This is a genomic window from Rhodanobacter lindaniclasticus (genome assembly GCF_004799035.1).
GTDB classification, from domain to species: Bacteria; Pseudomonadota; Gammaproteobacteria; order Xanthomonadales; family Rhodanobacteraceae; genus Rhodanobacter; species Rhodanobacter lindaniclasticus.
Genome location: NZ_MWIO01000016.1, coordinates 82620 through 101022, shown reverse-complemented (window position 1 = coordinate 101022; position 18403 = coordinate 82620). Strand labels below are relative to the sequence as shown.

Sequence of the window (18403 nt, the reverse complement as noted above, 5' to 3'; positions counted from 1 at the left end):
ATTGCTTGGACCGGTCACTACCCATCAACGCAAGACGTCCACACAATTCACCTGCGCACACTGTCAAAGATCTTCCTGCCCGATCCTCTTGCGAGGATCGCCCCGTGACCTTTCGTCCCGGGTGAGCCGCCCATTCTACATCGCTTTCCGAGGCCGTCAACACCCGCGTGAAAAATTCTCGACGGGATTTTGCTGCGGAATCTTCGTTGACGGGGCCCGCCATCGAAGGGGCGAGCATCATAGCGCCGCACCGCGTCCGTGGGAAGGGCCTGCACGCAGTTTCTTCCCGGCGATGGCGCGCCGATGGCCGTGAAACGGCCCCTCCGCACCATCATGCGGAGGGTTCGCCTGCATCAGAATCCCGCGGAGCCGGACGGCGACAGCGGCCGCGCCGGATGCGTCGCCTGCGATGGAGTCGTAGTGCACACGATTGGCGCTACGGGTGCCGGTTCGGGCAGCAAACCAACTCGATAGGGAATGAGATCCTCCGGGCGCATGCGCTCGAGCGCGTCCCAGTCGTCTTCGAAAGGAATGAACTGCAGCATGGGGATGCTCCTGATCCGCGCGCACCAACCGTGCGCGAGTTCATCAGAGCAGCCTGCTCGGCCAATTCGCCGGCGGGGTCTGGCCGTTTGCGGGCGCAACGCTGCGCTTAGTCGATCTCGATCATCTCGAAGTCGTCCTTGGTCGTCCCGCAATCCGGACAGGTCCAGGTCTCGGGTACGTCTTCCCAGCGCGTGCCTGCCGGAATGCCTTCGTCAGGAACGCCCTCCGCTTCGTCGTAGATGTAGCCGCATACGACGCACATCCATTTGCGTGTGGCAGCGGCGCCGGGAGAACTCTGGCTCATGGTCGGGCTTCTTCGGATGACTGGGAATAGGACATTCTCGCAACTCGACCGACAATGCGAAAGCACAGCAACGATCTCGCCGCCTTCACGCCATCGGAAATCCGCCCATGAAACATCCCGCTACGCTCGCACCAGGTGGCCTGTACGCGATCACCAATGGACCACGCCCCGACCTGCTCCACGTGGTGGCCCAGGCGCTGGCCGGCGGCGCCCGGCTGCTGCAATACCTGGACGAGGAGCCCGGCGATGCGCGTCGTCGCGCCGAGACTGCAGCGATCGCGTCATTGTGCCGGCAGCATGCGGTGCCGCTGATCATCCATGAGGACGTGGCGCTGGCGCAGGCCGTCGGCGCCGACGGCGTGCATCTGGCGCACTCGGTCGATGCGATCCGCGCCGCACGCGAATGCCTTGGCCCGGCCGCCATCATCGGTGTCGCCTGTCGCGACTCGCTGGCCGACGCGCGCAGTGCGGCACAGGCGGGCGCCAGCTACGTGTCGTTCGGCGCAATGTATCCCTCGCCGACCAAGCCGCAGGCAACGATCGCCCCGGTGGATCTGCTGAGGCAAAGCGCCGCGCTGGGTGTGGCACGGGTGGCGATCGGCGGCATCACGCCGGACAATGCTGCCTTGCTGATCGAGGCCGGCGCCGATTACGTGGCTTCGATTTCCTCGCTGTTCGCTGCGCCCGACGTGCGCGACGCGGCACAGCGCTTCGCCCGGCTGTTTCCCTCGCCCAATCCTTGAGAATCCGATGACGACCAACCACGAACTGTTCCAGCGCGCCCTCCCGTTGCTGCCCGGCGGCGTGAATTCGCCGGTGCGCGCATTCAAGTCGGTCGGCGGCGAACCGTTCTTCACCGCTCGCGCCGATGGCGCGTACCTGTGGGACGTCGAAGGGACGCGCTACATCGACTACGTCGGCTCGTGGGGCCCGATGATCGTCGGCCACAACCATCCGGCCGTGCGCGCGGCGGTGGAGCGCGCGGTGCGCGACGGTCTTTCCTTCGGCACGCCGTGCGCGGCCGAAGTGGTGATGGCCGAAACGATTGCGCGGCTGATCCCGTCGATCGAGATGGTGCGCATGGTCAATTCCGGTACCGAGGCGACGATGTCGGCGATCCGGCTCGCCCGCGGCGCCACCGGCCGCAGCAAGATCGTGAAGTTCGAGGGCTGCTACCACGGTCATGGCGACAGTTTTCTGGTCAAGGCCGGCTCCGGTGCGCTGACCTTCGGCGTGCCGACCTCGCCGGGCGTGCCGAAGGCGAATGCGGACCTCACGCTCACCCTGCCCTACAACGATCTGGCGGCAGCGCAGGCGCTGTTCGCCGAGCTTGGCGGCGAGATCGCCGGCCTGATCATCGAGCCGGTCGCCGGCAACATGAACTGCATCCCGCCGATGGACGGCTATTTGCAGGGGCTGCGCGAACTTTGCACGCAACATGGCGCCGTGCTGATCTTCGACGAAGTGATGACCGGTTTCCGCGTCGCGCTGGGTGGCGCGCAGGCGCATTACGGCGTCACGCCGGACCTCACCACGTTCGGCAAGATCATCGGCGGCGGCATGCCGGTCGGCGCCTACGGCGGCCGCAGGGACCTGATGGAACAGATTGCTCCGTCAGGCCCGATCTACCAGGCCGGCACGCTCAGCGGCAATCCGGTGGCGATGGCCGCGGGCCTGACCATGCTGGAGCTGATCCAGGCACCCGGCTTCCACGATCGTCTGGCCGCGCGCACGCGCCTGCTCTGCGATGGCCTGCAATCAGTCGCCGACGGCGAGGGCGTGGCGTTCAGCACCAACCGCGTGGGCGGCATGTTCGGCCTGTTCTTCAGCGCCGGGCAAGTGAACAGCTACGCGCAGGCCACCGCCGCGGACGTCGCCCTGTTCAACCGCTTCTTCCACGGCATGCTGAAGCGTGGCGTGTACCTGGCGCCTTCGGCTTTCGAGGCGGGCTTCATGTCCAGCGCACACAGCGACCAGGACATCGCCGACACGCTGGAGGCCGCGCGCGGCGCCCTGCGCGACGCGCGCGCCTGATTCACCAGCTGCCGGTATTGGGCATGGACGTCCACGGTTCGCGCGGCGGCAGGTGGCCGTCCTGCAGCAGCTCGACCGAGACCAGATCGGGCGAACGCACGAAAGCCATGTGGCCGTCGCGCGGCGGACGATGGATGGTGTAGCCCATGTCCAGCAGCCGCTGGCAGGTGGCGTAGATGTCCTCCACCCGGAAGGCGAGGTGACCGAAGTTGCGGGCGCTGCCGTAATCCTCGGTGGAGCCCCAGTTGTACGTCAGCTCGACTTCCGCCTCGGGGCTGTCCGGCGCGGCGAGGAATACCAGGGTGAACTGACCCTGGGCGTTTTCCATGCGGCGCACTTCACGCAGGCCCAGACCTTCGCAATAGAAGCGCAGCGAGGCATCGATGTCGCGCACGCGCACCATGGTGTGCAGATATTTCATGGTCCACTCCTGTCTGTCGCGGGTTTCCGGCCTGCGACGAAATCGTTCAAAGCGTCGTGCAGGCGGGACAGGCCTTCGGCCAGTTCCTCGTCGGTGATGGACAACGGCGGCACGAAGCGCAGCACGTCCGGGCCGGCCTGCAACAGCAGCACGCCGCGCGCCGCGGCGTGGTCAAGGATTTCGCCGGCCCTGCCCTTGTACGCATCCGCCAGCACGGCGCCGATCATCAGGCCACTCCCGCGCACTTCGTCGAACAGCTCCAGTGGCTGGTTGATCCGGGCCAGGCCCGCGCGCAAATCGTTGGCTTGGCGCTCCACGTTGGCGAGGATCGCCGGCGAGGCCAGCTTGGCCAGCGCCACCCGCGCCACCGCGGCGGCCATCGGATTGCCGCCGAAGGTGGTGCCGTGCGACCCGTACTGCATCGTGTCGGCCACTTTCGGCCCCGCCAGCATGGCGCCGATGGGGAAACCGCAGCCCAGTGCCTTGGCCAGGGTGACGATGTCCGGCTTGACCTGGCCGTGCGCGAACAGCTCGCCGGTGCGGCCCATGCCGCACTGGATTTCGTCCAGCACGAGCAAGGCGTCGTGCTCGTCGCACAGCTCGCGTACGCGTTCGAGGAAACCCGGCGCCGCCGGTACCACACCACCTTCGCCCTGGATGGGCTCCAGCATCACGGCGGCAATGTCGCCGGCCTTGAAGGCCAGTTCCAGCGCTGCCGCGTCGTTGTAATCGAGGTAGCGAAAACCGGCGGGTAGCGGCTCGTATCCGGCCTGGTATTTCGGCTGCGCCGTCGCGGTCACCGTGGCCAGCGTGCGACCGTGGAAGGAGCCCTTGAAGGTGACGATGGTGCGCTGCTCCGCCGGGCGCCCCTGCGCGGCCGCCCAGCGCCGGACCAGCTTGATCGCCGCCTCGTTCGCCTCCGCGCCGGAGTTGCAGAGGAATACGCGTTCGGCAAACCCCGAGGCTTTCACCAGTTCCTCGGCCAGGCGCAGGGGCGGTTCGGTGTAGAACACGTTGCTGGCGTGCCACAGCTTGTGCGCCTGCATGTTCAGCGCGGCCAGCAGATCCGGGTCCTGGTGGCCCAGCGCATTCACCGCGATGCCGGCGCCGAAGTCGATGTAGTCGCGGCCCTGCGTGTCCCACACGCGCGAGCCGCGGCCGTGATCGAGCACCAGCTCGCGCGGCTTGTAGACCGGCAGCCAGTAACGCTTGCCGAGGGCCAGCAGTTCCTGCTCGGGCGATCTCATGGGCGCTCCAGGAACAGGTCCGGCAGCAGGTCGGTGCCGGGTTCGACGGCGTACTGGTCGAAATCGGTCACGCCGGTTTCGCGCAGCACTTCGTCGTCGATCGCGAAATGGCCGGTGTAGTCGCGGGCCGGTCGGGTCAGGATGGCGTGAGCGGCATCGGCCACGATCTCCGGTCGTCGGCACTGCCCGGCGGTGACGCCGTCGATCATCGCGATCGCGGCGGTGGCGATCACCGTGCGCGGCCACAGCGCATTGACCGCAATGCCGAGCGGGGCGAACTCGGCGCTCATGCCCAGCACGCACAGGCTCATGCCCATCTTGGCGATGGTGTAGGCGACATGCGGCGCGAACCATTTCGGATCGAGGCTGGGCGGCGGCGACAGCATCAGCACGTGCGGGTTGGCGGCCTTCTTCAGGTACGGCAGGCAGGCCTGGGTGACCAGGAAAGTGCCGCGGGTGTTGACCTGGTGCATCAGGTCGAAGCGCTTCATCGGCGTGCCTTCGGTGCCGGCGAGCCAGATCGCGCTGGCGTTGTTGACCACGATGTCGATGCCGCCGAAGTGCTCCGCCGCCCGCGCCGCCGCGGCGACCACCTCGGCCTCCTCGCGGATGTCCACCTGCAGCGCCAGCGCATGACCACCCGCCGCTTCGATCTCGGCTGCGGCGGTGTGAATGGTGCCGGGCAGCTTGGGATTGGACACTGCGCTCTTGGCCGCGATCACGATGTTGGCACCGTCGCGCGCGGCCCGGCGCGCAATCGCCAGGCCGATGCCACGCGAGGCGCCGGTGATGAACAAGGTCTTGCCAGCGAGCGAACTCATGCGAATCGACTCCGTAGGATGAACGTCCAGTGTAGCCGGGCCGCTCACGCCTTCTGGAAACGCGGCAGGATGTCGCGCAGCTCGGCCAGGCGCTGCAGCGGATCGGTCAGTTCCAGCATGCGCTGTTGTTCGCCGGTGTCCAGCGGCAGCAGTTCGGCCAGGCGGAAGCCCAGCCAGCTGGCGTCTTCGTAGTCGCTGCGCGCGGCGTGCCGCCAATGCGGCGCCATCGTCTCGATCAGCCGTTCGAGGATGCTCTGCAGCAGGGCGAACTCCACCGGCACCTCCTGCGTCGGTTCGCCGGGCCAGCGCTCGGCGTTGCCGCGCAACTGGCCGTCGGCGCGCGCACGGCTGCGCGACACCCGAAAGCGCGCGCCACCTTCGGCGACGATGCCGAGCAGGCCGTCTTCGTCGCGCTGGAAATCGCTGATGCGCGCCAACGTACCGATCGCCGCCGGCACGGCCGGCTCGCCGCTCTCGCGTCCAGCCAGGATCAGGCACACGCCGAACGGGCTGCCGTCGCGGCAGCACTCGCGCACCAGGTCCAGGTAACGCGGCTCGAAGATGCGCAGGTGCAGCCGCCCGCCTGGAAACAGCACCGAGGAGAGCGGGAACAGCGGGATGTCGAGCAGCGCGGATTTGACGGCCATCGGCCGAGTGTACCCAGTGCCGACCACGACGGTCTGCGCGCGGCGTCAGGCTCCGCGCAGGCGCTCGACGAAGCGCCGCGGCGCAGCCTCGAAACCGCCGTTGGACATGAACACCACCTGGTCACCGGGGCGCACCTGCCGGTGCAACTCGGCCATCAGTGCGTCGACGGTCGGCACTGCGGTGCCGTGACCGTCGAGCGCGGAGATCACCGCACCGGCGTCCCAGGGCAGTTCGGCGCGCTGCAGGAACAACACGCGATCGGCGTCGACCAGCGACGGCGCCAGCGCCGCGGCGTGCGCGCCCTGGCGCATCGAATTGGAGCGCGGCTCCAGCGCCACCAGGATGCGCGCGCCACTCACCTTCGCGCGCAGCCCGGCCAGGGTGGTGGCGATCGCGGTGGGGTGGTGGGCGAAATCGTCGTAGACGCGCACGCCGTTCACTTCGCCGACCAGCTCCATCCGCCGCTTGACGCTCTCGAAGCTGGTGAACGCCGGCAGCAGCGCACGCGGATCGGCGCCGGCGGCGGTCGCCGCGGCGAGCGCGGCCAGCGCGTTCATCACGCTGTGGTTGCCCAGCAGCGACCAGCGCACCTCGCCGAGCCGCTCGCCGGCGCGCTGCACGGCAAACGCCGAGCCGTCCGCCTCGATCAGCGTGGCCTGCCAGTCGCCGCGGCCAATGCCGAAAGTCTCCACCGGCGTCCAGCAGCCCATCGCCAGCACTTCGGCGAGGCGCTCGTCATGCGCGTTGACGATCAGCCGGCCGTTGCCCGGCACGGTGCGCACCAGGTGATGGAACTGGCGCTGGATCGCGGCCACATCGGGGAAGATGTCCGCGTGGTCGTACTCGAGGTTGTTGAGGATCGCGATGCGCGGGCGGTAGTGCACGAACTTCGAGCGCTTGTCGAAGAAGGCGGTGTCGTATTCGTCCGCTTCGATCACGAAAGGCGCCGCCGCAGGCGGCACAACACTCCCTTCTCCCCTCGGGAGAAGGTGGCGCGCAGCGCCGGATGAGGGTTCGGGGCTCGCGTATGCCTGCTTGCCCCCCAGCCGCGCCGACACGCCGAAATTCCCCGGCACGCCGCCGACCAGAAAGCCGGGCGCCATCCCCGCACTCCCCAGCAGATGCGCCAGCAGGCTGGTGGTGGTGGTCTTGCCGTGGGTGCCGGCCACCGCCAGCACGTCGCGCCCGGCCAGCACCGTCTCGCCCAGCCACTGCGGCCCGGAGATGTAGCGCAGGCGTGCGTCGAGCATGTACTCGACGGCCGGATTGCCGCGACTCATCGCGTTGCCGACCACCACCAGATCGGGGGCCGGTTGCAGGTGTTCGGCGGCGTAGCCGCTCATCAGGCCGATGCCGAGCGCCTCCAGCTGGGTGCTCATCGGCGGGTAGACGTTCGCGTCGGAACCTTCGACCGCGTGGCCCAGCTCGCGCGCGAGCGCGGCGACGCCGCCCATGAAGGTGCCGCAGATGCCGAGGATGTGCAGACGCATGGCGGGCGCTTCCCTCTCCGGGCGCGGGAAGCGGACTCAGCCGTTCGCGGTGGCGGCTTCGTTCCGCAGCGCGCGTTCGATCCGCGCGGTGACCTCGGCCAGTTCGCCGACGCCGTCCACCACCTGCAGCTTGCCGCGGCCGGCGTAGAAGTCCGCCACCGGCGCGGTCTGCTCGGCGTAGATGGCCAGGCGCTTGCGCACGGTATCCGGGTTGTCGTCGGCGCGGCCTTCGGCCTTGTAGCGGATTTCGCAGCGGCCGATGATCGCCTGGTTCGGCACCTCCAGCTTCACCACCGCGTCCAGCGGCTGGCCCAGCTTGGCCAGCAGGTGGTCGAGCGCGTCGGCCTGGGCCAGGTTGCGCGGGTAGCCGTCGAGGATGAAGCCGGCCTTCGCGTCGGCCTGGGCCAGGCGCTCTTCCAGCATGCCGAGCAGGATGTCGTCGGAGACCAGCTGGCCGGCGTCCATCACCGCCTTGGCCTTGAGCCCCATCGCGGTGCCGGCGGCGACGGCAGCGCGCAGCATGTCGCCGGTCGAGATATGCGGAACGCCCAGCGCCGTCTTCAGCCGGGCCGCCTGCGTACCTTTGCCCGAACCGGGCGCACCAAGTAGGACGAGTCGCATAATGCTCCACGAGTTCGGCGGGCCGCCGCACGCTGCAGCAACCCGCCCGATGCACGAAATTGCCGTCAAATTAGCCGCTGCACCGGGTGCCGTCAAACAGCGACCTTCGTCGCACCCGGCCAAGTGATTGTTGCAGAAAAAGATTTGCCGACACCGCCGCCACGCTACCACTGCCCGATCGAGGATCCCATGAGCCCGAGCCGCCGTTCCCCCGCCGCCACCGGCAACCTGCTGTACGCCCAGTCCGGCGGCGTCACCGCCGTGATCAACGCCACCGCCGCCGGCGTGATCGAGGCCGCCCGCGGCAAGGGCGTGAAGGTGTACGCCGCGCGCAACGGCATCCTCGGCGCGCTGCGCGAGGAACTGATCGACACCTCGAAGGAATCGGCCGCCGCGATCGCCGCGCTGCGCCACACCCCCGGCGGCGCATTCGGCTCGTGCCGCTACAAGCTGAAGTCGCTGCAGGACAACCGCGCCGAATACGAGCGGCTGATCGAGGTGTTCCGCGCCCACGACATCCGCTGGTTCCTCTACAACGGCGGCAACGACTCGGCCGACACCGCGCTGAAGCTCTCGCAGATCGGCAAGGCACTGGGCTACGACATCCGCTGCATCGGCGTGCCGAAGACGGTGGACAACGACCTCGCCGTCACCGACTGCTGCCCCGGCTTCGGCTCGGTGGCGAAGTACACCGCGATCTCCACGCTGGAGGCCAGCCTCGACGTGGCCTCGATGGCCGACACCTCGACCAAGGTGTTCATCCTCGAAGTGATGGGCCGCCACGCCGGCTGGATCGCCGCTGCCGCCGGACTGGCCGGCGAAGGCGCCGACGCGCCGCCGCACCTCATCCTGTTCCCCGAGAACGCATTCGACGAGGCGGCGTTCCTGGCCAAGGTGAAAGCCACCGTCGAGCGCGTCGGCTGGTGCACCGTGGTCGCCTCCGAAGGCGTGCGCAACGCCGCCGGCCAGTTCCTCGCCGAAGCCGGCACGCGCGACGCGTTCGGCCACAGCCAGCTCGGCGGCGTGGCGCCGGTGCTGGCCGCGCTGGTGAAGGCAAAGCTCGGCTACAAGTATCACTGGGCGCTGCCCGACTACCTGCAGCGCTCGGCGCGACATGCCGCCTCGCAGGTCGACGCCGAACAGGCGTACGCCGTGGGCAAGGCCGCGGTCGACTACGCGCTGGCCGGGATGAACGCGGTGATGCCGGTGATCGTGCGCACCGCCGACGCGCCGTACCGCTGGAAGATCGAACCGGCGCCGCTGGCGAAGATCGCCAACCGCGAGAAGAAGATGCCGAAGAACTTCATCAGCCGCGACGGCTTCGGCATCACCGCCGCTGCGCGCCGCTACCTCGCCCCGCTGATCCGCGGCGAGGCGCCGCTGCCGTACGGCAAGGACGGCCTGCCGCGCTACGTGCGGCTGAAGAACACGGCGGTGACGAAGAAGCTGATGGCCTTCGGGCGCTGAATTCCGCGCCCGTGACGGGTTTCGCCGTGCTGAGCGCCACCTGAAAACCGGAACGCCCGTCTAGGCTTGCGTTCAGCCGCAGCTTCCTACGCTCCATCCTGCCCGGGTCGATCGCCGTGCTGCTGCGGCCACGACCCTCCACGGGAGGAGACTTGAGATGAAACTCATCCACCGCCTGCTCATCGCCCTCGCCCTGCTCGGCACCGGCAGCATCGCGCTGGCCGCCCCCGGCCCCGGTCCGGGCGACCACGGCCGATACGGCCACGACCGGGGTCACGACCGTGGCCACGATCGCCGCCATGACGGCCGCCGTTGGCACGACGATCGCCGGAACGGCGACTGGCGCCGGCATGACGACCGCCGCTACGGCTACGACCACCGCGATTACCGCTACGCCGGCCCACGCTATTACCCGGTGCGCCACCATCGCTGGGAGCGCGGCCGCCGCTACTACGGCCCGACCTACGTCGTGCGCGATTACGGCCATTACCGCCTGCGTCCGCCACCGCGCGGCTATCACTGGGTGCGCGCGGACAACGACTACCTGCTGGTCGCGATCGCCACCGGCATCATCCTGGACATCGCGCTGCAATAAGCCGTTACCGATCCGGACGACCCGAGGCCATGCACACGTGCATGGCCTCTTCTTTTTGCACGCGGCGCTGCGCCGCACAACGGCCTGCACCGCCGCCTCTGCCTATACTCCCCGGGACCGCCCGTTCCGGACGGCCACTTACAACCCATGGGGAGGCTCCGATGCTGCAGCAGTATGGCTGGTGGATCGTTGTTGCGTGTGCGGTGGTGGCGGTTCTGTATGGCGCGCTGTCCGCGCGCTGGATCCTGGCGAAATCGCCGGGCAACGAACGGATGCAGGAGATCGCCGCGGCCATCCAGGAAGGCGCACGCGCCTACCTCAACCGCCAGTACACCACCATCGGCCTGGTCGGCGTGGTGTTGCTGCTGCTGATCGGTTTCTTCCTCAACTGGCCGACCGCGATCGGCTTCCTGCTCGGCGCGATCCTGTCCGGGGCGGCCGGCTACATCGGCATGAACGTCTCGGTGCGCGCCAACGTGCGCACCGCCGAGGCGGCGCGCAGCGGCCTCGGCGCCGCGATGGACGTGGCGTTCCGCGGCGGCGCGATCACCGGCATGCTGGTGGTTGGCCTGGCCCTGCTCGGCGTGGCCGGCTACTGGCTGGTGCTCGGCCACTTCGGCGTCACCGGCGAGACCGCGCTGCACGCGCTGGTCGGACTGGCCTTCGGCAGCTCGCTGATCTCGATCTTCGCGCGCCTGGGTGGCGGCATCTTCACCAAGGGCGCGGACGTCGGCGCCGACCTGGTCGGCAAGGTGGAGGCCGGCATCCCCGAGGACGACCCGCGCAACCCGGCGGTGATCGCCGACAACGTGGGCGACAACGTGGGCGACTGCGCCGGCATGGCGGCCGACCTGTTCGAGACCTACGCGGTGACGGTGATCGCCACCATGCTGCTGGCCGGTCTCACCTTCGCCGACAACCTCGCTGCCGTGCTGTACCCGCTGCTGCTCGGCGGCGTGTCGATCATCGCCTCGATCATCGCCACCTTCTTCGTCCGGGTGAAGGCCGGTGGCTCGATCATGGGCGCGCTGTACAAGGGCGTGATCGTGTCGGCGGTGCTCTCGGCGGTCGCGTTCTGGTTCGTCACCGGCAGCCTGCTGCCGCAGGGCCTGGCCGCCGGCGACGGCAGCGTCATTTCCAGCCACGCGTTGTTCCACTGCGCGCTGATCGGGCTGGTGCTGACCGGCCTGATCGTGTGGATCACCGAGTACTACACCGGCACGCAGTACAAGCCGGTGCAACACATCGCGGCGGCCTCGACCACCGGCCACGGCACCAACATCATCGCCGGCCTCGGCGTGTCGATGAAAGCGACCGCGATGCCGGTGATCGTGATCTGCGCGGCGATCTGGGGTGCCTACAGCCAGGGCGGCCTGTACGGCATCGCGATCGCCGCCACCGCCATGCTGTCGATGGCCGGCATGATCGTGGCGCTGGACGCCTACGGCCCGATCACCGACAACGCCGGCGGCATCGCCGAGATGGCCGACCTGCCGCCGGAAGTACGCGGCGTCACCGACCCGCTGGACGCGGTGGGCAACACCACCAAGGCGGTGACCAAGGGCTATGCGATCGGCTCGGCCGCGCTGGCCGCGCTGGTGCTGTTCGCCGACTACACGCACAACCTCGACGTCGCGGCCCAGGCCAAGGCATTGGCCGCGGGCACGGCGTATTCCCCGCTGACCTTCGACCTGTCCGACCACATGGTGATCATCGGCCTGCTGATCGGCGGCCTGATCCCCTACCTGTTCGGCGCGATGGCGATGGAGGCCGTCGGCCGCGCCGCCGGCGCGGTGGTGGAGGAAGTGCGCCGCCAGTTCCGCGACATCCCCGGCATCATGCAGGGCACCGGCAAGCCGGAGTACTCGCGCGCGGTGGACATGCTGACCAAGTCGGCGATCCGCGAAATGATCGTGCCGTCGCTGCTGCCGGTCGCCGTGCCGATCGTGGTCGGCCTGCTGCTGGGCCCGAAGGCGCTGGGCGGCGTGCTGATCGGCACCATCGTCACCGGCCTGTTCGTGGCGATCTCGATGACCACCGGCGGCGGCGCCTGGGACAACGCCAAGAAGTACATCGAGGACGGCCACCACGGCGGCAAGGGCTCCGAGGCGCACAAGGCCGCGGTCACCGGCGACACCGTGGGCGACCCGTACAAGGACACCGCCGGCCCGGCGGTGAACCCGCTGATCAAGATCATCAACATCGTGGCGCTGCTGATGATCCCGCTGCTGTAACCGAAGCCATCCCATCCGGCTCGACGAAAATCCCGCTGCGGCGGGATTTTCGTTCGCCGCCACCGGCGCCCGACGGCCAGCGGCCGCATGGGATCCGCTCGATCGCCGGCAATTCCGCGCTCGCCCCCAAAGGAGAAACCTCATGCGACTGGTCTGGCTCACCCTGGCACTCGGCGTCACACTGGCGGGCATGAATCCTGCCGACGCCAGCGATACCCCAACCGCGAAAACCCCTGCCGACCAGGCCGCCACCGACGATCCCTGGCTGTGGCTCGAAGACATCCACGGCACCCGCTCGATGGAATGGGTGAAACAGGAGAACGCGCGCACGCAGGCGCGCTTCGCCAGCGACGCCAGCTTCGACAAGACGCGCGACGCGATCCTGCAGGTACTCGATTCGGATGCACGCATTCCCTACGTCAACCGCATGGGCGGCGAGCTGTACAACTTCTGGCGCGACAAGACCCACCCGCGCGGCGTCTGGCGCCGCACCACCCTGGCCGAATACCGCAAGGCCGAGCCGAAATGGGAGGTGCTGCTGGACATCGACGCGCTGAACAAGGCCGAGGGCAAGCGCTGGGTGTTCAAGGGCGTGCAATGCCTCAAGCCGGCGTTCGAGCGCTGCCTGGTGTCGCTGTCGCCCGACGGCGGCGACGCGGTGGCGGTGCGCGAGTTCAGCATCCCGAAGAAGGCCTTCGTGAAGGGCGGCTTCGAGCTGCCGGTGGCCAAGAGCGATGTCGGCTGGATCGACGAGGACACCATTTACGTGGGCACCGACTTCGGCCCCGGTTCGATGACCGCCTCCAGCTATCCGCGCATCGTCAAGGAATGGAAGCGCGGCACGCCGCTGTCGGCCGCCGCGACCGTGCACGAGGGCAAGCACGACGACCTCGCGGTCAGTGCGTTCCACGACCGCACGCCGGGTTACGAGCGCGACTTCGTGTCGGTGGCCAAGGATTTCTTCCACAGCGAGCTGTTCCTGCGCCACGGCGGCAAACTGACACGCCTCGACGTGCCCACCGACGCCGATGCCAACGCCCACCGCGAATGGCTGCTGGTGCAGACGCGCTCACCATGGACAGTCGGCGGCGCCACCTATCCCTCAGGAGCGCTGCTGGCCATCCGCTTCGACGACTTCATCGCCGGCAAGCGCGAGTTCACCGTGCTGTTCAAGCCCGACGAGCACACCGCGCTGTCCAGCTACGCCTGGACCCGCAACCACCTGATCCTCGACGTGCTGGATGACGTCAAGAGTCGGCTGGAAGTGCTCACTCCGCCGCGGATGGCGGGCGCCGACGACGACTGGCATCCCGAGGTGCTGCCGGGTGCACCGGCGCTCAGCACGGTCAGCGTGGTCGACACCGACCCCGACCACAGCGACGAGTACTGGCTCGACGTGGCCGGCTTCCTCACCCCCGCATCGCTCGAACGCGGCGTGCTGGGCAGCACGCCGGCGGAGACGATCAAGCAGGAGCCGGCGTTCTTCGACGCGTCGAAGTTCACCGTCAGCCAGCACTTCGTGACCTCGAAGGACGGCACCCGCGTACCGTATTTCGAGATCGCGCCCAAGGGCATCAAGCTGGATGGCGCCAACCGCACCCTGCTGTACGGCTACGGCGGCTTCGAAGTGTCGCTGCTGCCGCACTACAGCGGCAGCATCGGCCGCGCCTGGCTCGATCGCGGCGGCGTCTACGTGGTAGCCAACATCCGCGGCGGCGGCGAGTACGGCCCGCGCTGGCACAAGGCGGCGCTGAAGGCGAACCGCCCGCGCGCGTACGAGGATTTCGCCGCCGTCGCGCAGGACTTGATCAAGCGCGGCGTCACCTCGCCCGGGCACCTGGGCGCCGAAGGCGGCAGCAACGGTGGCCTGCTGATGGGCAACATGCTCACCATGTATCCGCAGTTGTTCGGCGCGATCGCCTGCGAAGTGCCGCTGCTGGACATGAAGCGCTATTCGCACCTCTCCGCCGGCGCGTCGTGGATGGCCGAATACGGCAACCCGGACACCGCCGATTGGAACTTCATCAAGACCTTCTCGCCGTACCAGAACGTGAAAAAAGACGGCCACTATCCGCCGGTGCTGTTCTACACCGCCACCAGCGACGACCGCGTGGGTCCGGTGCAGGCGCGCAAGATGGCCGCGAAGATGCAGGCGCAAGGCCACCCCGACGTGTGGTTCTACGAGAACCTCGAAGGCGGCCACGGCGCCGGCGCGGACAACCAGCAGTCCGCCCACATGCACGCGATGGCCTACGACTTCCTGTGGGATCAGCTGAAGTAGCGGTGACCGCCGCACGCTCGCGCGGGCGTGCGGCGAAAGTGGTCGCTGAAGTATGCTGACACGCCGATCGCAAGCCTTTCCGCCATGCCGTCACGCACCGCCATCAGCCATGAATTGCGCGAGTGGATCCTCGCCACCACACGGGCCGGCCACGGCGTGCCGGACGTGCTCAAGCTGATGAAGGACAACGGCTACGACCCGCGCCAGAGCCGCAGTATCGTCGCCGAAGTGCTGAAGCTGCCGCTGGCCGCGCTCAACGCCGGCACCACTTCGCCCGCACCGCGCGGCCTGCGCACCAGACACCCGGAGGCGCCGGCGGTCTGCGTCGACGGCCACGCCATCGGCGTGTCGCTGAGCGTCGACGAACCGCCGCTGCGCGTGCTGGAAAACATCCTGGACGACGCCGAATGCGCCGAACTGATCGAACTGGCGCGACCGCGGCTGGCGCGCGCGCTCACCGTCGACGACGATGGCAAGCAGCAGGTGGACCAGCGCCGCACCAGCGAGGGCATGTTCTTTTCCATCGGCGAACTGCCGCTGGTCGCACGCATCGAGCAGCGTCTGGCCGGCCTGCTCGGCCTGCCGGTCAGCCACGGCGAAGGGCTGCAGATCCTGCATTACCGCCCGGGCCAGGAGTACGAGCCACATTTCGACTGGTTCGACCCTGCCCTGCCCGGCTACGACGCCATCACCCGCTCCGGTGGCCAGCGCATCGCCAGCGTGGTGATCTACCTCAACACGCCTGAACTGGGCGGCGGCACCGCCTTCCCCGAGCTGGGCCTGACGGTGACCGCACGCCGCGGTTCGGCCGTCTATTTCGCCTACGAAGGCGGCGACCCCAGCTCGCTGCATGCCGGCCTGCCGGTGATCTGCGGGGAAAAATGGATCGCCACCAAGTGGCTGCGTGAGCGCCCCTACCGCCAGGGCGGTCGCCGCTGACACGCGGTGCTGCGATGCAGCAGGGTTTGGCGTATCCTAGCGGACTGTTTTTCCCCGCTCGAGGATTCCCATGGGTCTGCATCTTGTCGCCGCCGGTCGCGACGTGCCAAACGAAATCAACGTCATCATCGAGATCCCCAAGGACGCCGAGCCGGTCAAGTACGAGGTGGACAAGGAGTCGGGCGCGATCTTCGTCGATCGCATCCTGTCCACCCCGATGCGCTACCCGTGCAACTACGGCTACGTGCCGGGCACCCTGGGCGGCGACGGCGACCCGCTGGACGCGCTGGTGATCCTGCCGCTGCCGCTCACCGTCGGCTCGGTGATTCGCTGCCACCCGGTCGGCATGCTGCAGATGACCGACGAGGCCGGCGGCGACGAGAAGCTGGTGGTGATCCCCTCGCCCAAGGTGTTCCCCGGCTACGCGCACATCAACGACATGAAGGGCGTCTCGCCGCACTGGCTGGAGCGCATCGGCCACTTCTTCGAGCATTACAAGGACCTGGAGAAGGGCAAGTGGGTGAAGATCGAGGGCTGGGTCGGTGCCGAAGAGGCACGCGCCGAGATCCTCTCCGGCATCCAGCGCTACAAGGCCGAGCACGGGTCCAAGGCCTGACCCCCGCCCAGGTGTGAACCACGAGCCCCGCCGCGCGCGGGGCTCGTGCGTCTGGCGGCATCAGCCGCGCTTGAGCAACTCGCGCAGGTCGATCAGCGCCGCATTGGCGCGCGAGACGTAGTTCGCCATCACCAGCGAATGGTTGGCGAAGAAGCCAAACGGCGAGCCGTTCAATACCATCGGGCTGTGCAGCGGCCGCTGCGCCTCCTCCAGTTCGCGGATCACCTGCTCCAGGCTGACGTCGGCGTGCTTGGAACGCAGGATCGGGCCGAAATCGCGCTGGATCGCCTTGAGCTGTTCCAGCAGCGTCCAGGTGTAGCCGCGTGCTTCGTAGAAGTTGTCGTCGATCTGCGTCCACGGCGTTTTCACCAGCCGGCCGCCGCCGGGCGCCGCCACGGTGGACGCGCCGGCTGGATCGGAGGCATCCACGTCGCCGATGCGGATCTGGCCCACGCTGGCCGACAGCCGCTGCGACAGCGAACCCAGCCGCGCCGAGACCAGCTGCAGGTAATCGGCCAGGTTGTCGGCGCGCGCGTAGAAATGCGCGTTGCTGTCGTCGGCATCGCCGAGCCGGATCAGATAGCCGTCCAGATGCTTGATCGCCTTGCGGTACTGGCTCTCCGAGCTGGGCAGCAGCCAGCGGTCGTTCGGGCTGTTGAGCAGTGGATCGGCTTCGGCCAGGTCCTTGTCCTCGGTCGACTGCGTCTGCGAGCGGCTGAAGTCGTTGCGCAGCGCACGCACCAGGTCGCGCGAAGCGGTCAGCGAGCCGAATTCCCAGTTCGGCAGGTTGTCCAGCAGCACGCCCGGCGGCAGCTTGTCGTTGCTGAGATAGCCGCCGCGTTTGTCGAGCAGGGTGCGCACCGAAGCGATCAGGGTGGCGGTGGTGGTGGCGCCGGTGCTCACCGGCCGCTTCAATTCCTGCATCCGGGTCTGGGTGACCGCCACCGGATCGAACAGCGGCGGCTCGGTATCCCACCACCACATCGTCGCGGCGATCAGCAACACCAGCAAGGCGACCACGGCCATGATGGCCCGACGAAGGCCGTGCCGCGGAACGGATGGAGTGTCGGGGTTCTGCATCGGGCGGCTCCTGCGGGACTGGCGAGCGGAGCCCAAGCTTACAACGCAGCCATGCGGCCAACCCTCAACGGCGACGGCGCGCCGCACCCCCGTGCGACGGGACTGCCTCGCGCTCCCACGGTGGCGGGTCGCCCAGCTTTTCGACCAGGAAATCGGTGAAGGCGCGCACCCGCGGCGGCACCAGCCGGCGCTGCGGCGTGACCGCCCAGATGCCGCTCGCCGGCAAGCGGTACGCGGGCAGCACGACCTCCAGCCCGCCCGCGCGCAATTCCTCGTGCACGTGCCACAGCGAATGCAGGGCGATGCCCTGGCCGGCCAGCACCGCGTCGCGGATCAGCTCGCCCATGGTGGTCTCGAAGCGGCCGCGCACGCGCACCGCATGCTCGCGGCCGCGGCGGTCGATGAGCCGCCATTCGTCCTGGCGACCCTGCCGGCTGGCCAGGATCAGGCACTCGTGCCGGGCCAGATCCTGCGGCGTGCGCGGGTGGCCGCGGCGACGCAGGTAGTCGGGCGCGGCACAGAGCAGGCGCCGGTTGTCGGCGATCGGTCGCGCCACCAGGCTGGAATCGCGCAAGGCGCCGATGCGGATGGCCAGGTCGTAGCCCGCACCCACCACGTCCACCATCTCGTCGCTCAGGTGCGTGTAGAGGTGCAGCTGCGGATGGCGCGCCATGAACTCGGGCAGCAACGGCGAGATGTACTTGATGCCGAAGGCGGCCGACAGGGTGACCCGCAGCGTGCCGGCCACGCCGCTGGCGCCCTGGCGCAGGCCGGCGGTGAGCGCATCCAGGTCTTCCACCAGCGCACGGCCCTGGCCGGCCAGCTCCAGCCCTTCCGGCGTGGCGTGCAGGCGGCGCGTGGTCCGGTGCAACAGCCGCACGCCCAGCGCGTGTTCCAGCCGCTTCAACCGCTGGCTCGCCACGGCCACGGAGATGTCCAGGCTGCGGGCAGCCGCGCTGATCGAGCCCTGGTCGAGCACGCGCAGGAACAGGCCGAGGTCGTCGAGGCGATCCATGGTTTCAACCATCCGTTGAAAGTGATTCGTCATTCTGGTGCTTT

At 68.5% G+C, this 18403-nt stretch carries 18 protein-coding genes; 8 read left to right on the top strand and 10 right to left on the bottom strand.

Annotated elements, in window-relative coordinates; translation table 11 throughout:
* Positions 1–353: 353 nt before the first annotated feature.
* Together B1991_RS06065 and B1991_RS06060 are read right to left on the bottom strand one after the other, a co-directional pair.
* Complete coding sequence (locus B1991_RS06065; RefSeq protein ID WP_136257821.1) at positions 354–545, bottom strand: hypothetical protein; 192 nt, start codon at positions 543–545, stop codon at positions 354–356.
* Positions 546–652: 107 nt separating this feature from the next.
* Positions 653–850 carry a rubredoxin gene (locus tag B1991_RS06060; RefSeq protein ID WP_136257820.1) on the bottom strand — a complete coding sequence of 66 codons (198 nt, stop codon included), beginning with the start codon at positions 848–850 and terminating at the stop codon, positions 653–655.
* 107 nt (positions 851–957) lie between these two features.
* Here B1991_RS06060 and thiE point away from each other — a divergent pair, with 107 nt between their 5' ends.
* Together thiE and hemL are read left to right on the top strand one after the other, a co-directional pair.
* The gene (gene thiE, locus B1991_RS06055) at positions 958–1593 is read left to right on the top strand and encodes a thiamine phosphate synthase (protein WP_136257819.1); all 636 of its coding nucleotides are present in this window, start codon (positions 958–960) and stop codon (positions 1591–1593) included.
* Between the two features lie 7 nt (positions 1594–1600).
* Positions 1601–2884, top strand: coding sequence for a glutamate-1-semialdehyde 2,1-aminomutase (gene hemL, locus B1991_RS06050; protein ID WP_136257818.1), 1284 nt, complete (start codon positions 1601–1603; stop codon positions 2882–2884).
* A gap of 1 nt (position 2885) precedes the next feature.
* On the opposite strand, the gene B1991_RS06045 is transcribed toward hemL, so the two are convergent.
* From B1991_RS06045 to B1991_RS06020, 6 genes are read right to left on the bottom strand one after another with little or no spacing between them, the layout of a single operon-like run.
* The gene (locus tag B1991_RS06045) at positions 2886–3305 is read right to left on the bottom strand and encodes a VOC family protein (protein ID WP_136257817.1); all 420 of its coding nucleotides are present in this window, start codon (positions 3303–3305) and stop codon (positions 2886–2888) included.
* Entirely contained in the window at positions 3302–4552 is a 1251-nt protein-coding gene (locus tag B1991_RS06040; RefSeq protein ID WP_136257816.1) for an acetylornithine/succinylornithine family transaminase, read from the bottom strand. The genes B1991_RS06045 and B1991_RS06040 overlap by 4 nt, the downstream gene beginning before the upstream one ends.
* Positions 4549–5373, bottom strand: coding sequence for an SDR family oxidoreductase (locus B1991_RS06035; RefSeq protein WP_136257815.1), 825 nt, complete (start codon positions 5371–5373; stop codon positions 4549–4551). Before B1991_RS06035 ends, B1991_RS06040 begins: the two co-directional genes overlap by 4 nt.
* Before the next feature lie 44 nt (positions 5374–5417).
* A complete protein-coding gene (locus tag B1991_RS06030) occupies positions 5418–6020 on the bottom strand; it encodes an LON peptidase substrate-binding domain-containing protein (protein ID WP_136257814.1) in 603 nt (200 codons plus the stop codon).
* A gap of 45 nt (positions 6021–6065) precedes the next feature.
* On the bottom strand, positions 6066–7511 hold the full coding sequence (mpl, locus tag B1991_RS06025; RefSeq protein ID WP_136257813.1) for a UDP-N-acetylmuramate:L-alanyl-gamma-D-glutamyl-meso-diaminopimelate ligase: 1446 nt from the start codon (positions 7509–7511) through the stop codon (positions 6066–6068).
* Between the two features lie 36 nt (positions 7512–7547).
* Positions 7548–8132, bottom strand: coding sequence for an adenylate kinase (locus tag B1991_RS06020; protein WP_136257812.1), 585 nt, complete (start codon positions 8130–8132; stop codon positions 7548–7550).
* A 189-nt stretch (positions 8133–8321) separates the two neighbouring features.
* Here B1991_RS06020 and B1991_RS06015 point away from each other — a divergent pair, with 189 nt between their 5' ends.
* From B1991_RS06015 to ppa, 6 genes are all read left to right on the top strand, one after another.
* Positions 8322–9599: a 6-phosphofructokinase gene (locus B1991_RS06015; protein WP_136257811.1), complete on the top strand. Its 1278-nt coding sequence runs from the start codon at positions 8322–8324 to the stop codon at positions 9597–9599.
* Between the two features lie 157 nt (positions 9600–9756).
* The gene (locus tag B1991_RS06010; protein ID WP_136257810.1) at positions 9757–10194 is read left to right on the top strand and encodes an RcnB family protein; all 438 of its coding nucleotides are present in this window, start codon (positions 9757–9759) and stop codon (positions 10192–10194) included.
* A gap of 161 nt (positions 10195–10355) precedes the next feature.
* Positions 10356–12428: a sodium-translocating pyrophosphatase gene (locus B1991_RS06005; RefSeq protein WP_136257809.1), complete on the top strand. Its 2073-nt coding sequence runs from the start codon at positions 10356–10358 to the stop codon at positions 12426–12428.
* Positions 12429–12618: 190 nt separating this feature from the next.
* Positions 12619–14709: a prolyl oligopeptidase family serine peptidase gene (locus tag B1991_RS06000; RefSeq protein WP_425466651.1), complete on the top strand. Its 2091-nt coding sequence runs from the start codon at positions 12619–12621 to the stop codon at positions 14707–14709.
* Between the two features lie 84 nt (positions 14710–14793).
* Complete coding sequence (locus tag B1991_RS05995) at positions 14794–15648, top strand: 2OG-Fe(II) oxygenase (protein WP_136257807.1); 855 nt, start codon at positions 14794–14796, stop codon at positions 15646–15648.
* Between the two features lie 70 nt (positions 15649–15718).
* A complete protein-coding gene (ppa, locus tag B1991_RS05990; protein WP_136257806.1) occupies positions 15719–16264 on the top strand; it encodes an inorganic diphosphatase in 546 nt (181 codons plus the stop codon).
* Positions 16265–16324: 60 nt separating this feature from the next.
* On the opposite strand, the gene B1991_RS05985 is transcribed toward ppa, so the two are convergent.
* Together B1991_RS05985 and B1991_RS05980 are read right to left on the bottom strand one after the other, a co-directional pair.
* On the bottom strand, positions 16325–17344 hold the full coding sequence (locus tag B1991_RS05985) for a DUF2333 family protein (RefSeq protein WP_136257805.1): 1020 nt from the start codon (positions 17342–17344) through the stop codon (positions 16325–16327).
* Positions 17345–17408: 64 nt separating this feature from the next.
* Complete coding sequence (locus tag B1991_RS05980) at positions 17409–18359, bottom strand: LysR family transcriptional regulator (protein ID WP_136257804.1); 951 nt, start codon at positions 18357–18359, stop codon at positions 17409–17411.
* Between the last annotated feature and the right edge of the window lie 44 nt (positions 18360–18403).